Source organism: Thermodesulfobacteriota bacterium (assembly GCA_034189135.1).
Lineage (GTDB): Bacteria > Desulfobacterota > Desulfobacteria > Desulfobacterales > JAUWMJ01 > JAUWMJ01.
In genome coordinates this window covers 43,812-58,096 of the sequence record JAXHVO010000065.1, presented here as the reverse complement: position 1 = coordinate 58,096, position 14,285 = coordinate 43,812, and the positions used below count along the sequence as shown (strand labels likewise).

Genomic DNA, 14,285 nt, shown 5'->3' with positions numbered 1-14,285 from the left:
CCACAGAGGCAACTAATTAATATAACAATATATTCTCTGTGCTCTCTGCGAGCTTTGTGGTGAACGATTAGTCTTTACAAAACCGCTAAAAAATATCTTCTATTAGATCGTTCAAGGTTTCCTGAAGCCTTTCATCGTCTGTAAGCGGGAGGCATATTGCTGTTTTACATGCCTGGTGCACCGGTGTGCCTCTTTTTATCAACTGAGAGGCATATATCAACAGGCGGGTACTTGCCCCTTCTGCCAGGCCATGCTCCCTGATACTCCTTATTTTTTCTGCCAGAGTAACCAGTCTCATGGCGGTTTCCATTTCAATTTCTCCTTCATGAGAAACGATCCGGGCTTCTTTTTCGGCTTCCGGATAATTAAATTCAAGGGCGACAAAACGCTGACGTGTGCTTTGTTTTAAATCCTTCAGCACAGATTGATATCCTGGATTATATGAGATCACCATCATAAAATCCTTATGTGCGCGTATGGTTTCACCTTTTTTATCTATGCTCAGTGTTCTTCGATTGTCTGTCAAAGGATGAATCACCACGGTTGTATCCTTGCGGGCTTCTACAATTTCGTCAAGATAACATATGGCGCCATTGCGCACAGCATTTGTCAATGGACCATCGACCCATACGGTTTCATCGCTTTTCAGCAGATAACGACCTATCAGATCAGATGCAAACAGGTCTTCATGACAGGCCACGGTTATCAGTGGCCGTTTTAATCGATATGCCATATATTCGACATATCTTGTTTTACCGCAACCTGTCGGCCCTTTTAGCATAACCGGGAGCCTGGCATTATAAGCAGCCTCAAAAAGGGCGACCTCATTATCTGTCTGCACATAATATGGCTCTTTTTCTATTAAATAACTGCCGGTATTCTGTTCAATTTCATGTGCCATTCAATCATAACCTCCATTTTTTAATCATTGCAGGCGTTGAACTTGCATTGACACCTCAAGTGTAGTTGTTATATTAATCCGTCATAGCAAAAAAATCTACGCATAGATGACGTAGCTTTAAAATCAAATGCTCCCGTATCGCACCCATCAATTCAATTAAAGCTTTAGACGGTAGAGGCTTTTCACCGCCTGGACCGTGATTGAAATCAAGGATGCGAAACTTGAGTCACTCGGTAAAGGAAATATATACACTATCACAATGATAAATAACAGCAATATGATACACCGCCTTGACTTGGAAGACAAAGAAATTATTATTTTGGGAACTGCTCATGTTTCTAAAGAAAGCACTCAGCTGGTAAAAGAGGTCATCGAAGAGGAAAAACCCGATACCGTCTGCATTGAGCTCTGCGAATCCAGATATAAGGCCATCCGCCAAAAGGAAATGTGGCAAGATACGGATATTGTCAAAGTCATCAGGGAGAAAAAATCTTTTCTGCTTCTTACCAACCTCCTGCTATCGTCATTTCAAAAAAGGATTGCCAGCAAATTTGATATTAAACCCGGTCAGGAAATGATTCAAGCCATTGAGACAGGAGAAGCTCTGGGGGCCAACATACACCTTGCAGATCGGGACATCCGTATCACCCTTTCAAGAACATGGCGTACCATGGGATTCTGGAGCAAGTTTAAGCTGTTCTTTCAACTCATTTTATCGATGGGAGGAGTCGATGAGATAAGCGAACAAGACATTGAAAAAATAAAGCAAAATGATGTGCTTGAAACGCTGTTGGCCGATGTTGGTAAATCACTTCCGGTATTAAAAGATATCCTGATAGATGAGCGGGATAGATACCTTGCTCATAAAATACAAACAGCTCCAGGTAATACTATTGTTGCCGTTGTGGGTGCCGGTCATGTGCCGGGAATTAAAAAATACTGGAATGTAAATATCGATATTGAACCCCTGGAACAACTGCCACCCAAAGGAAAGGCTTCCGGTATTTTAAAATGGATGATTCCCGCAGTCATCCTGATGCTTTTTGTGGCGGGCTTTTTTTACGGAGGAGCTGCCACCGGAAAAGAAATGATAAAATACTGGCTGTTGGCAAACGGAGTACTGGCAGGCCTTGGTGCAGCCATCGCCTTTGCACATCCCCTTACCATTTTATCTTCCGTTCTGGCTGCTCCGTTAACCTCTCTAAACCCGCTGATTGCAGCAGGGTGGGTCTCCGGGCTTGTGGAGGCATTTTCTAGAAAGCCAAGAGTCAGGGATATTGAAAGCCTGCCCGAAGATATTATTTCTATACGTGGTTTTTGGAAAAACAAAGTGACACGAATACTTCTGGTCGTTGTATTTACCAACCTTGGCAGCGCCGTGGGTACATTTGTCGCTCTACCGTTAATCGTCAAATTGCTTTAACGGCTCGTATAAAAATAGCTTCATATTCGCACAAACTCTAAGGGCCAAAACCATGGGAACCAAATACCAATCTTGTGCTAAAGTCCATATTGTTGTTATCCTCTTATTGTTTTTATCAGGTTGCGGTGGTTCTACAACTGTGACTCCGACTTCAACACCATATATTTCAACCAAATTTCTTGCCCCAGCTCATTTTGCCGTTCAGGCCGGAGCATTTTCCAATCAAAGAAATGCGCTAAGGCTGACCAACACCTTGCAACGTCAGGGACTCAATGCGTATCATTTTGTTCACCAATCGGGTTTGTATAAGGTTCGCTTCGGCAACTTTCCCACCAAAAATGCAGCCCGCAAAAAAGCCGAACTCCTTAAGGCCAATGGCACTATTGATAACTTTTATATTGTCAGCCCACAGTATCTGAGAGATGAAAACAGCATCAGAAGTTCCATTGTAAAAACAGCCGAAAATTTTATTGGGGTTCCGTATCTATGGGGGGGGGCTTCTCCCCAAAAAGGGTTTGATTGCAGTGGGCTAACCATGACGGTTTATCGGCTGAACGGATTGAATCTCCCACGCTCTTCCATACAACAGTGGAAAGTCGGAAAACCTGTTTTACGCAGTCAGTTAATAAAAGGAGACCTGGTTTTTTTTGCAACCATAGGATGGAAAAAAATATCTCACGTGGGGATATATACGGGAAATAATAAATTTATCCACGCATCGGGAACCGGCAAAAAAATCCGCAGAGATTCACTTTCAGGAAAATATTATAGATCCAGATATGTCGGTGCAAGAACGTATTTGTAAAACTCCAGAAACCCCTCAACCCTCGGGGCCTTTCCTTCAGCTAAAGTGGAGAAGAATCTAATATTTTTACCACGGTCCTTTCTTTTTGTTCACCGTTTTTCAGCCTATATGGAACCTTGACTGTCTTAAGCCTGTTTTCGGCAAACAGGTTGATACATTCCGCATAAAGCTCCCATTCCAATGCCAATCCTTTTTTTTTAATCGTATCCAGTGTGTCATCCTTTTCGATCTGAAATGATTTCTGGCCGATGATTGGCCCTGTATCTTCCCCATAATCAATAAAGTGAACCGTACAGCCACCCACCTTGCACCCATAGCGAAACGTATCTCCATATCCATCCGTTCCGGGAAATGATGGAAGGAGTGCAGGATGGATGTTCATTATGCGGGGATAACCAGGATTCGTATTCACCCTGTCGATAAAATACGGAGTTAAATTTCTCATAAAACCTGCCAGTACAAGAAGGTCAAAAGGGTAGGGTTTCATCTTATCCAGAAGCTCTTTTTCAATTATTGCGCGCGTCATTATAAATGTTTTGGTTTTTTTGGAATTGGCGTTCCCTAACAAGAGAGTTTGCTTGGACAGCAAATCATCAAAGTTAAAGTCATCAGGCAGCAGGGCTTTTTCCGTTTTCCTGTTCAATCGTTTTATCATGGAAGAGTAGTCCACTACTAACGTAGGAATTTTATGCCTGCGAGCCCTTTCAAGACCCTTGGCATTGGGATTGTCCGAGCCTACAAATGCCAGTTTGCCTTTTATTTTACCTGTTTCACAGGAATCGATGATCGCCTGCAGGTTTGTTCCACTTCCTGATATGAGCACTCCGATGCGAAACTTATTTTCCATTTTAAAGCTTTCCATGCATAGCCAGATCATCAAGTCCGGTGCGGTCTGAAATTTTTATTTCTCCACCGCTTACCTGAATTAGATTTTGGCTGCTCATTTTGGTAAAAATTCGCGACAAGGTTTCAGGAATGGTTCCAAGGAGACTGGCCAGCTGCCCTTTTGAAATCGGTAAAGAAATAGTATCCTCTGTTTTTTGCTCATCAGCGAGATAAATAAGGTAGGATGCAAGACGCCCAGGAACCTCTTTTAAAGAAAGATTTTCAATCTGAATGGTAAATTCTCTTAGCCGCAGGGAAAGAACCGCCAACATACTCATTGCCAGTGATGGATTGTCGGCAATTAGCCCCACAAATGCAACTCTGGGGATAAAGAGCAGATGGCTTTGGCTAATTGCCTCTGAACTTGCAGGAAATGACCTCCCGGCATAAACAGCGACCTGACCGAACGTTTCTCCAGGCCCCACAATATGAAGAATATGCTCCTTTCCTTCCGGTGAAACTTTAAAAACTTTCACCCGTCCTTTAACCACGATATAAAACCCATTCCCCTCATCTCCTTCAGAAAAAATGATTTTTCCTTTCATTATTTTTTTTTCAACAGCTATCCGCCCAACTTGTTCGACCTGGTTTTTGGAAAGACCTCTGAAACCGGGAATATTTAAAAGAAAGCTTTGCTTGCTATCCATATTACTCTCATTGTTTTAAAATAAGGGCTTCGATAAAGACCTATTTGCTCTTTACATATTGCGTGTTACATTTACGTTCATGCTGTCATAGCTGCGAAAAATAAGCTTTTCTTTTTCAAAACGTTTCTCAGGCAGAGGTTGAGGCCGCGTGGCAGAGGAACTCTTTTTTATCTCCTCTTTTGCAGGAATCGCATGAAGACCCTCCCCCAGTTTTTTCCCGGATACGGTATCCAGTACAATGGCGGTTTTCCCATCCGAAGCGACAGAAAAAGGAATTTGATAATTATCAAGAAGCCTGGAAGCCGCAATAATTTCTCTTTCTCTTGACCCCAGAGAGCCTGCCGCACATTTAACAGCCATCAAACGCTTACCATCCACACTGACCACCAGATCGACACTTGACCGGTATTCTTTTCCCGCGATCTCAACCTCAAGGGGAGCATCAACTTCGATGTCTTCTTTTGCGTATCCCTTTTGCTCGACCAAAACCCGTTCCACCCTTTGCCGGTTAGCCTCAGGGCCCACATCCGGTATCTCTTTTCCGGTAACGAAATCGATGATGACATTACCCGGTTTAGTCAAATCCGCCAATGTTTGCCTCCTGTCCACCCATCATCCCCTTAAGACCGGGACCTTCGGTCGCTAATCTTTCTTCTTTCCAGGTTTTTGTCTATTCCCTTGTAAATAAACCGACTTAAAGTGAATTTTTTTCTTCTATCTTTTTGGGAACGTCTTTCAACAGGGCAAGATAATTCTTTTGACATTGCCGCCTCCTGAAAAAAAGTGACCGGAACAATTCAGCTGTTTTATACCGAAGCATTGCCCGTAACATTAAACTTAAAAATAAAAAATAGCAACTCATGTCCGGTTAAGGTTTCGCAGTATTATTTTCAAATCACATTAGAAGGCAAGATTCAACCAAAACCGCATCTTAACAGTAAAATTGCCCACTCTGAATTAACTCATCGCCTGAGTTATGGAATATATTCATTAGAAACAAACAGTCGCTTTTCCATCTTAGCTCGGTTCGACCGGGGAATTGCCTATGGGCCCTGCAGGATTCAGGTCGTCACTTCACGCAGCGCCTCTTCAAAGATAGAAAGGCATACATCTATCTCTTGTTTGCTTACGGTCAGGGCGGGTGAAAAACGGATTGTATTCTCACCACATCCAAGGAGTAGCAGCCCCTTTTCAAAGGCCTTGAGAACCACCTCGTTTCGCCAGGTGGCGGCACGCTCTTTTGTTTCGCGATCCTTTACCAGTTCAACACCGATCATCAAACCCTTGCCGCGAACATCGCCGATACACTCTATGGAATTTTGTAGTTCGCCAAGCCGGGCCATCATATATTCTCCGCGTATTTTGGCATTTTCCATCAATTCGTCTTCCAACAGTTCGATGGTTGCCAGTGCGGCGCTGCATGAGATCGGATTCCCGCCAAATGTAGAAGCGTGAGAACCGGCCTCCCAGACCATGATGTCGGATTTTGCCACCATTGCACCCAGAGGCATACCTGATGCAATCCCCTTGGCCAAAGCCATGATATCCGGTTCCACGCCAAAGTGTTCCATGGCAAACATCTTTCCGGTACGGCCCATTCCTGCCTGTACTTCATCAACCACGTAAAGAATTCCGTATTTTTTTGCCACTCTCTGCAATTCAACGTGGAACTCCAAAGGCGGCACGACATACCCCCCCTCCCCCTGTATCGGCTCGACAAATATAGCCGCCACCTCTTCCGGAGGCATGGTGGTGCGAAATAGGTTATCCTCTACCCAACGCACACATTCGATGCCGCAATCAGGATAACACATGTTGTATGGGCATCGATAACAGTAAGCATAAGGGATATGGGTAATTCCCGGTATAAGGGGATTGTAATGTTTTTTTTGAATCACCTTACTTGCTGTGAGAGACAATGCCCCCATGGTTCGGCCGTGAAATGAACCAAAAAAAGCGATGTTAAGCTCCCGTTTGGTAAACCAGCGGGCAAGCTTGAAGGCGGCTTCCACTGACTCAGCACCCGAGTTTCCAAAATACACCTTATTATTTCCGTCTCCCGGTACAAGTCGTGCCAGCTTGTCGGCCAGCGCAATTTGCGAGGTATAATAAAAATCGGTCCCTGACATGTGAATCAGCTTATCTGCCTGTTTTTTTATGGCACTGACGACTTTGGGGTGACAGTGTCCGGTCGCACATACGGCGATGCCGGCAGTAAAATCAAGAAAAGTATTGCCATCCGGATCATCTATCCACACCCCCAATGCCTTTTCAGCAACCAACGGGTAGCCCCGGGTATATGAGGGAGACACACGATCTCGATCTATATTAATTAAAGATGCCGCTTTCGGACCCGGAAGAGAAGTCTTTATTTTGGGTAATTTCATAGAAATCCTCCTTTCACAGTTTTATTAATTTAAAAATTAATCGTCAGATTTAATAAACTCATAGATTCTTTTATCCCTTTCTGTAAGCTGCTGTTTTAGATCGTAGATTTTGGAAAGAAAATAATGATAGAAGTCATGTCGAAGACTGTCGCGGGCAGAAATTATGAATAATCTATTCCTGGTCCAGTTGATTGGAGAAAGGTCCTCTTTATTCGGCTCAAAAATGCCGACAAGCGCCTCGGATTTATCAGAAATGATATCAAATGATCGACCTCCAATCGTATCGGCAATACCTGCAGTTTCCGGGTGAATAACCTGAACATCAAATGTCAACGGCATATCTCCCATGGCAACATACCTGATACCCACACCTCTGGCCTCGGCATCCTTGATATCTTTTTCAAGTATTTCACCTGCCTGGGGAAAAAGCCTGACATAAAGCTCTTCACGGGCTGAACGGATCATCTCACCGGCTTTTTTCATTACCTCCAAATAGCCACGGATAAACCAGATATATTCATAACTCGTTTCTTTAGAAACAGCTTTAATCTCTTTTTTAAAAATAGAAAGATTGGAATCAAACTGAGTGCGGAGTCTTTTCATCAACTCATCAGGAGGAAGGGGGGCATACAGACCGTTTTCGACTTCCAGGACAATCCCTTTTCTGGTCATGTTGCGCAAAACGTCGTAAATCCGTGATCTGGAAATCCCTGAAAGCCGACTCAACTGTGATCCGTTGATCGGGTGGTTGGACACCAGTGACAGGTAACATGATATTTCGTATTTGGAAAAGCCAAGCTCACGTAATTTATTGATATTTTCCATAGCTATATATGTTGCTACTTTGTTAGCAACATATATAACCGGCCGGAAAAGCCGTGTCAAGATTTTTTATTTTATTGAACCGACAAAAAATAAAATCTGAGAAATAGCCCAATTAGGCTATGTTTTTATTCTGCTTCTTAATCTTATAGTGTTTCTCATAAATTTTCATGCCAGACCGGGCACAACGAAGCATGAAACCTAAGGTTTGACCGGGGAATTACCATTGATAATTATTTTGCTTTTATCGCCTCATGGGTATAATTATTAAATTCACTTTTTTAAAACGAAAAAAGGAGAATGACCACATGGCCCAATTTAGTAATACGATGGAGGTCTTCAAGTTACTTAATAAATCCAATTGTAGGAAATGTAACAAACCGACATGCCTGGCCTTTGCGGCCGCAGTGTTCCAAGGTCAAAAAAAACTTGATGAATGCCCTTATGTTGATAGTAAGACACTCAACAAGTATGGCGTGGCTGACACCCGGATGACCTTGGAACAGGAGCAGTACAAAAAAATTGAGCAGTTGAAAAGAAAAATTACTACCATAGACCTTTCTTTGGCTGCACAGAGATTGGGAGCTGGATTTTCGCATAATAAATTGACGATCAATATTCTCGGTAAAAACTTTAGTATTGACACCGAAGGAAACATTACCACCGACATACATGTCCATACCTGGATCGCCCTTCCGGTAATTACCTACATAACAGAGGGTGCGGGAGTGCCTGTTTCAGGGAAATGGGTCCCCTTCAGGGAACTGAAAGGCGGTAAGGCGCGGTATCGACTTTTCCAGCAGCGATGTGAAAAACCCCTAAAAAAAGTGGCCGATACTCATACCAATCTTTTTGAGGACCTGATTCGCCTGTTCAACGGAAGGCGGGTGGAAAATCATTACTCCTCTGATATTTCCCTTGTTTTACACCCACTACCAAAAGTACCCATCCTGATTTGTTACTGGAAGCCCGAAGATGGTCTTGAATCGAGTCTGAATATCTTTTTCGATTCAACCGCCCAGAAAAATCTCAACATTGAATCCCTGTATACCCTTGCTACCGGGCTTGTCATCATGTTTGAAAAGATCGCTCTGAGACACGGGAATGTCTGACTACTGAAATTACGGACCATGTTTTGGGAAAGATTTCTTTAATACCCTTTTTTCAGTATGGTCGGCATATATCTTATAAAGCGGATAGTCGTAAAATCCGGGGATTGTATAAATTTTTTGTCTTTCCGCATCATTATCAATTTCCAGAACATGCCATCTGTTATCATAAAAAACATTGACCCACATGTGTCCGTTTGAAATTGCGGCATGGGTTTCAATGTCTGCGGATATCAATAAAGACATCAGCAGCAGGGACAAACTCTTGCAATCCCCTTTTTTTCTTTTCACTGTCTCTTTAACTGTCGGCCATTTAGCCGGCTCAGCAAAAAAAACATAATTATTTTGTACATACTTAAAAATTTTATATAACTTATAGTCATCTTGCATGTGTTCAGACCACGGCCGGTCTTTAATTTCTAGTGCTATTTCGGGTTCAATCAGGTTCTGTATGCGCGTACTTCCCCTGTCTGTATCCACCACAAAATTGTAAGATGCATATTCGGTGGAGTATCTTTCATTCATATTTTTTATATTCTGTTTTAAAAAATCAGCATAATTTTTCACATCCCAAGGCAGGGTGGTTGAAACCGTCTCTTCAGGGCGCTTTTGTTTGATTATGAACGTGCATCCACCACATATGACTACCAATACTAATGACAGAAGCAGGAAAAGGAACATCCTTTGGCACAATAACACCTGCGGGAATCGATCTGCCATATGTTTTATTCCTAAAATGAGTTGTTTTGTCTATTCTGCTGCTCTGTGGTGAGTAAAGAATCCATGTCCGAAGTCCGTGGCATTCAAAATTAAACTCTATGAACGTTGAGCATCGAACGTTGAATAAGGTATTTTATACCCATTAATAAACCAGCAGAGAATATCGGTCTCTCTGCATAAATCCATCGATTGCGTCATTCGATGTTCACTGTTCAACGTTCGATGTTCGACGTTCAAAAAAGACTTCCCTCTTCAAGAGCTTTTTGAGATTATAGGCTATTCAGGTACCTGGCCCTATCCAGACGATCCATCTCACTATGGATCCATTCGGTGCGGTGTAAAACATAGGTTGAGGGCCTATCTGCCCGAAATCGCTTGGGGTTGGGAAGCACTGCCGCCAGAAGCGCACATTCCCACCGCGAGAGTCGTATGGGTGGTTTTTTGAAAAATGTTTTTCCCGCTGCCGCTATTCCGAAAATACCATTGCCAAACTCGGCAATATTGAGATAGACTTCAATAATTCGACGCTTTGGCCATAACAGCTCTATGAGCGTGGTAAAATAGGCCTCCACTCCTTTTCTTAAGAAACTGCGCCCCGGCCATAAAAACAGGTTTTTAGCCACCTGCTGGGAAATCGTGCTTGCCCCGCGAACACGTGTGCCGTTGGCCCGCTCCCGCCAGGCTTCTTCAATCGACTCACTGTCAAATCCCCAGTGCACGGGAAATTTTTGGTCTTCTGCTGCAACAACGGCAAGCGGTGCATGAAGCGATATTTTACTCAAATCAACCCACCGGTAACGAATGTTGACATTCTTTTTATCATTCCACCACCCATTAAATTTATGCTGCAGTATAAAGGAAGTGGTTGGCGGTGAAATCCACCGCAAAGACAAAACCGGCAGGATGGTGATTAGCAAAAACAGAAGAACCACCTTCTTAAGTACTCTCAGCGTAGATCTAAAGTAATTATTATAATTCCGGTAAGAAACCATATTTTTTATATATATTTTGAGCCGTGGGAGAGGTAATAAAATCCAGAAACTTCCGGGCATTTTCAGGATTGGGGGAGTTCGCTAATTTGCATATATAATAGTTGATCTGGTCTCTTTGATCAAGGTCCTTGCCCGGTTCAACCACATCAAATTTAAGGCCGGACGACCCGGCATGGATTATTTCCGTGGTCCATACCGGTCCCACATCCACCGTCTGTTTTAAAATGCGCAACGGGGTTTCCCGGTGATGAACAATGGTAAATATGGTTGTCCCTTCGGCTCTTTTTTCTTCCATGATCCGGTGGACAAGATCTTCTCCACCGGTCTGCCGGTACATATCCATGATATGAAAGGCAATGTCTTCATTCTCAGGGTCCGGCTGGGAGATACGAACGTCATCACGACCCAGGTCCAATACAGATTTTATTTTAGCCGGATTTCCTTCAGGCACCATCAGGGTTAGCCGGTTATGCAGGTAAAGTCGATAGTCATTCTTCGTTATAAAACCCGATTCTTCAAGAATATTCATTCCTTTTTTATTGACCGAGGTGTAAATGTCGGGCGTGACATCAATTATTTGATCTTTATAAACAGCGCCTCCGGATAAAATCTGTTTCAACTCCAATCCGGGAGGAAGCGTTTCATAAAAAATCTTTTTGATATCCGGGTACTTATGTTGAAACTTCCCAATGATTTCATCCATAACCATAAACTGATTTCCTGCCATAAAAAGTACAAGGTCTGCTGAATCAGCAATTTCAAGGTGATGCAGATCGTCCGATCTGCCGGCTGGAATAACCGCTAAACTTTTTTGCTTCATATTGATAAAAACTCCGGTTTAAGCATTTTGTTTATATCCTCGGGAAAAGCCATGCAAAGGGTTTCGTTAAAAAGGTTTCTCAGAGCACCTATGTCGGGAGTGCCCAATGCCTGGTTGAAAAAAGTCCGGGGTGAAAACAGCAGGTGAAATCGCGCAAAATCATCGGTTTCTTTGCCGGTGAAAAAATTCATGTTAAAATTGTAAATACCCATTTTATCATAGGCAGCCATGGCCCGGGTGAGACCTCTTGCCAGGTCTAAGAGATCATCATCCGTCAGTTCAAGGGTGGATCGAACATCATCCACCACTGCCAGCACATCGCCGGCAACTCCCATGGGAGCATATGCGCTGAACCAGTTGCTGCGGCCGATGGTTCCTAAAAACCGTTTTCCGCTTGCTTTTTCCCTTTTCACAAGATCATCCCAATAATTCGTTTGGTTCACCTCCAAATATGTCTTTGCCGCTTCCAGTTCCTCCCGCATCAGGTTTGGCGCAAAAGAGGTGGAAAACACCTGAAGATGGCCATGAATCAAGGAACTTCCTGAAGCCGGCATGTAATTCCAGTTAATAATGTGATACACCGATTCCGCATGTCCGATTTGGTGGATTCGACTAAAAAAATCCATGGCAAGACGAAATGCCTTGGCAATACGCTCAGGCTTAATTTCTGTCATGGGAATATAATGACGGCTGCCAAGGGTTGCCACCGCACCCAGGCTGTCGTAAGGAGCGATGTTGGGAAAAAGAACCATATCATCTGAAACCATTCGACCTTCCGGCACGATCTCTTTAGGAAATAAAGGGGTGACTTTCATGACCTTGTCCGGGCAAAAGGGACAATATTCTTCGGTTCCGGCAATTATTTTTTCAAAATCCGGCTTTTCCCATTTTAGTTCCATAAAATGGCAGATTCGCGCACTTCTGCCTGTCAGGGGATCCAGGCGTATTTCACTGGAGATCGATCTGCGTTCCATGTTCTTGACAGGGTTTAAAATGACGGTTTCTTTTTCTTGGGCCTCGAATTTCATAAATCCTCCTTTGCCATCACGCCTTCAATTATCAGTGAATGCGAAATATCATTCAATGAGGTGAGTGTTCGCTGAACGTGGAAATTGGAAATTTGTCCTTCATATTTTTACCACGGATGTGCTCGAAAATTTCACCGATATTAACCATTAAAGTTCAGTGTCTCTCAGTGAAACTCCGTGGTAAATCTTTTTAATTTCAGGTCTCAAGCCCTGAATGGAAAAAACTATTTATTCGAAGCAGGTTTACTTTTCTCTAATTTATCTTTGTATCGGGCGGATATTTCCGGCACATTATATTGTCTGGCCACCCGCAGGAAAAGTGGCGCCTTTTTTTTCCCCAGCCGACGATAGGCCAAATATACCTGGAAATAGCCATCGGCAATGTTCATCCTATCCCTTGGAGTCAAATGCTCAGCCGTCCCCTCAAGGGGTGGGGTACGGATTGTTTCACCGACTTCAAGCACATCCGGATCTTTGATCACGCTGAGATTGACCCGGAATATGTTGGGCCACAGGAATGGATCCGCATAAAACGCTTTCGAAATCATCCAAAGGGTGTCTCCTGTTGTAATATGTTGGGTATATCCGGATTTGTCCACCGGGTGAGCTGCACCCCCGGATGAAACAACTGATTTGAAAGGAGAATCGACCGATTTTTTACCTGTAAGCAATTTTTCAGCAGGCTGACCTGGAACTTTTTCCGTCCCCTGTTGCAGATTTCTCTTAACCGTGACCGGCGATTTAACAGAGGGCTTGAATACATAAAAAATAGCTGACAAAATAAGCAATATAAGCACAATAAGTAAACCCACCCGCTTGGTGGTGGGCCATCTTGTGCGAAAATTCGGTTTTTCGGAATAAACCGCTGGGGTATCTTTGACATCATCAATGTATTCAGGTTGTTCATTTTCATAGCTCCGGTTTATATACCTGCGCAAATCCGCTGCCGGTTTGAAAACAACCCGGTTTTGTGATGAAATTTCAATCGGTTCACCGGTCTGTGGATTCATACCCGTTTTGGCGGCTTGCCATTTAAGCTTAAAAATCCCCAGGCCGCTGATACTGACCTTACCCTCTTGGACAAGCCGGTCATCGATAATGGATGACATTTCTTTGAGTAAGTGGCGTGTCGCATTCTGGGAAACTTTTGCCTCATCTGCAATACGCCCCACCAGATCCGAAAAGGTTATCTTATCATTTCTTTTCATGGCTTTCGCCTTTTACGTTTTTTCTAAGGATGGAACTGGCATTGAAAGATACGATTCGCTTGGGCGGCAGCATCATATACTTTTTAACAAGTGGATGATAGGCTTTTCGTTTTTGTCGGATACGGGTTCCAAAGGTACCGAGCCTGGGTATAGTGAATCTTAAATCTTCATCCAGCGTTTTTCGGATGATCGCAGTAATATGGCCCAATAACCGTCTGATTTCACGCTGCGACCGTCCTGTCCTCTCAGACAAGCGTTTGATAAATTCACTATTATTCACAGGCAGCTCCGTAATATGGATAGGGTTCGAGGAGTCCTGAATTCAAGAAGCAAATGTTTGATCATCCTTTTTCCGGTTTGTCTATCCCAATTGTAGTGTCATATATTAACATCTTCCATATCAGCTGGGTTCCGGGATAGTCATATCGGTAGATGCTCCTTTATTTAATAGCGTACCGTTATGTTTTCGTCAACGAAATATACGGCAAACTTGACGCTTACAGTATTTGAGTATAAACTTACCAATGATAAAGGGCTA

General features: G+C 43.3%; 16 protein-coding genes. 3 read left to right on the top strand and 13 right to left on the bottom strand.

The genetic code is table 11. The features are described 5' to 3' along the window. Window positions 1–85: 85 nt before the first annotated feature. Complete coding sequence (locus SWH54_09535; protein ID MDY6791497.1) at window positions 86–901, bottom strand: CbbQ/NirQ/NorQ/GpvN family protein; 816 nt, start codon at window positions 899–901, stop codon at window positions 86–88. 259 nt (window positions 902–1,160) lie between these two features. Here SWH54_09535 and SWH54_09530 point away from each other — a divergent pair, with 259 nt between their 5' ends. Both SWH54_09530 and SWH54_09525 read left to right on the top strand, forming a co-directional pair. Further along, window positions 1,161–2,324, top strand: coding sequence for a TraB/GumN family protein (locus tag SWH54_09530; protein MDY6791496.1), 1,164 nt, complete (start codon window positions 1,161–1,163; stop codon window positions 2,322–2,324). A 139-nt stretch (window positions 2,325–2,463) separates the two neighbouring features. Continuing rightward, window positions 2,464–3,129 carry an NlpC/P60 family protein gene (locus tag SWH54_09525; protein MDY6791495.1) on the top strand — a complete coding sequence of 222 codons (666 nt, stop codon included), beginning with the start codon at window positions 2,464–2,466 and terminating at the stop codon, window positions 3,127–3,129. A gap of 40 nt (window positions 3,130–3,169) precedes the next feature. Here SWH54_09525 and purN read toward each other — a convergent pair whose 3' ends face one another. From purN to SWH54_09495, 6 genes are all read right to left on the bottom strand, one after another. Next, complete coding sequence (purN, locus tag SWH54_09520; GenBank protein ID MDY6791494.1) at window positions 3,170–3,976, bottom strand: phosphoribosylglycinamide formyltransferase; 807 nt, start codon at window positions 3,974–3,976, stop codon at window positions 3,170–3,172. 1 nt (window position 3,977) lies between these two features. Then, on the bottom strand, window positions 3,978–4,661 hold the full coding sequence (locus SWH54_09515; GenBank protein ID MDY6791493.1) for a Crp/Fnr family transcriptional regulator: 684 nt from the start codon (window positions 4,659–4,661) through the stop codon (window positions 3,978–3,980). A gap of 51 nt (window positions 4,662–4,712) precedes the next feature. After that, entirely contained in the window at window positions 4,713–5,252 is a 540-nt protein-coding gene (locus SWH54_09510) for a type I restriction enzyme HsdR N-terminal domain-containing protein (GenBank protein MDY6791492.1), read from the bottom strand. 29 nt (window positions 5,253–5,281) lie between these two features. Then, window positions 5,282–5,425 (bottom strand): hypothetical protein, encoded by a 144-nt coding sequence (locus SWH54_09505; protein ID MDY6791491.1) that lies wholly within the window; start codon window positions 5,423–5,425, stop codon window positions 5,282–5,284. Window positions 5,426–5,722: 297 nt separating this feature from the next. Continuing rightward, window positions 5,723–7,048: an acetyl ornithine aminotransferase family protein gene (locus tag SWH54_09500; GenBank protein MDY6791490.1), complete on the bottom strand. Its 1,326-nt coding sequence runs from the start codon at window positions 7,046–7,048 to the stop codon at window positions 5,723–5,725. A gap of 36 nt (window positions 7,049–7,084) precedes the next feature. Further along, window positions 7,085–7,873, bottom strand: coding sequence for a helix-turn-helix domain-containing protein (locus SWH54_09495; protein MDY6791489.1), 789 nt, complete (start codon window positions 7,871–7,873; stop codon window positions 7,085–7,087). Between the two features lie 305 nt (window positions 7,874–8,178). On the opposite strand from SWH54_09495, the gene SWH54_09490 reads away from it, so the two are divergent. Next, window positions 8,179–8,982 carry a DUF3786 domain-containing protein gene (locus tag SWH54_09490; GenBank protein ID MDY6791488.1) on the top strand — a complete coding sequence of 268 codons (804 nt, stop codon included), beginning with the start codon at window positions 8,179–8,181 and terminating at the stop codon, window positions 8,980–8,982. 9 nt (window positions 8,983–8,991) lie between these two features. Here the strand turns inward: SWH54_09490 and SWH54_09485 are convergent, their stop codons facing one another. The 6 genes from SWH54_09485 to SWH54_09460 all read right to left on the bottom strand — a co-directional run bounded on the left by SWH54_09485 (window position 8,992) and on the right by SWH54_09460 (window position 14,027). Continuing rightward, window positions 8,992–9,699: a hypothetical protein gene (locus tag SWH54_09485; protein ID MDY6791487.1), complete on the bottom strand. Its 708-nt coding sequence runs from the start codon at window positions 9,697–9,699 to the stop codon at window positions 8,992–8,994. 269 nt (window positions 9,700–9,968) lie between these two features. Continuing rightward, window positions 9,969–10,691, bottom strand: a complete 723-nt coding sequence (gene mtgA / locus SWH54_09480; protein ID MDY6791486.1) for a monofunctional biosynthetic peptidoglycan transglycosylase — start codon at window positions 10,689–10,691, stop codon at window positions 9,969–9,971. Continuing rightward, window positions 10,669–11,511 (bottom strand): substrate-binding domain-containing protein, encoded by an 843-nt coding sequence (locus SWH54_09475; GenBank protein ID MDY6791485.1) that lies wholly within the window; start codon window positions 11,509–11,511, stop codon window positions 10,669–10,671. Before SWH54_09475 ends, mtgA begins: the two co-directional genes overlap by 23 nt. Then, complete coding sequence (locus SWH54_09470; protein ID MDY6791484.1) at window positions 11,508–12,539, bottom strand: hypothetical protein; 1,032 nt, start codon at window positions 12,537–12,539, stop codon at window positions 11,508–11,510. Before SWH54_09470 ends, SWH54_09475 begins: the two co-directional genes overlap by 4 nt. Window positions 12,540–12,763: 224 nt before the next feature. Further along, window positions 12,764–13,747, bottom strand: a complete 984-nt coding sequence (locus tag SWH54_09465; GenBank protein ID MDY6791483.1) for an HU family DNA-binding protein — start codon at window positions 13,745–13,747, stop codon at window positions 12,764–12,766. Next, window positions 13,734–14,027, bottom strand: a complete 294-nt coding sequence (locus SWH54_09460) for an HU family DNA-binding protein (GenBank protein MDY6791482.1) — start codon at window positions 14,025–14,027, stop codon at window positions 13,734–13,736. The genes SWH54_09465 and SWH54_09460 overlap by 14 nt, the downstream gene beginning before the upstream one ends. Window positions 14,028–14,285 lie beyond the last annotated feature (258 nt).

Excerpts from the sequence above, each read along its gene's own strand:
- SWH54_09490 (MDY6791488.1), top strand. The coding sequence starts at position 8,179 with ATGGCCCAATTTAGTAATACGATGGAGGTCTTCAAGTTACTTAATAAA.
- SWH54_09495 (MDY6791489.1), bottom strand. The coding sequence starts at position 7,873 with ATGGAAAATATCAATAAATTACGTGAGCTTGGCTTTTCCAAATACGAA.
- SWH54_09505 (MDY6791491.1), bottom strand. The coding sequence starts at position 5,425 with ATGTCAAAAGAATTATCTTGCCCTGTTGAAAGACGTTCCCAAAAAGAT.
- SWH54_09535 (MDY6791497.1), bottom strand. The coding sequence starts at position 901 with ATGGCACATGAAATTGAACAGAATACCGGCAGTTATTTAATAGAAAAA.
- SWH54_09470 (MDY6791484.1), bottom strand. The coding sequence starts at position 12,539 with ATGAAATTCGAGGCCCAAGAAAAAGAAACCGTCATTTTAAACCCTGTC.
- purN (MDY6791494.1), bottom strand. The coding sequence starts at position 3,976 with ATGGAAAATAAGTTTCGCATCGGAGTGCTCATATCAGGAAGTGGAACA.
- SWH54_09500 (MDY6791490.1), bottom strand. The coding sequence starts at position 7,048 with ATGAAATTACCCAAAATAAAGACTTCTCTTCCGGGTCCGAAAGCGGCA.
- SWH54_09485 (MDY6791487.1), bottom strand. The coding sequence starts at position 9,699 with ATGGCAGATCGATTCCCGCAGGTGTTATTGTGCCAAAGGATGTTCCTT.
- SWH54_09475 (MDY6791485.1), bottom strand. The coding sequence starts at position 11,511 with ATGAAGCAAAAAAGTTTAGCGGTTATTCCAGCCGGCAGATCGGACGAT.
- SWH54_09515 (MDY6791493.1), bottom strand. The coding sequence starts at position 4,661 with ATGGATAGCAAGCAAAGCTTTCTTTTAAATATTCCCGGTTTCAGAGGT.
- SWH54_09465 (MDY6791483.1), bottom strand. The coding sequence starts at position 13,747 with ATGAAAAGAAATGATAAGATAACCTTTTCGGATCTGGTGGGGCGTATT.
- mtgA (MDY6791486.1), bottom strand. The coding sequence starts at position 10,691 with ATGGTTTCTTACCGGAATTATAATAATTACTTTAGATCTACGCTGAGA.
- SWH54_09530 (MDY6791496.1), top strand. The coding sequence starts at position 1,161 with ATGATAAATAACAGCAATATGATACACCGCCTTGACTTGGAAGACAAA.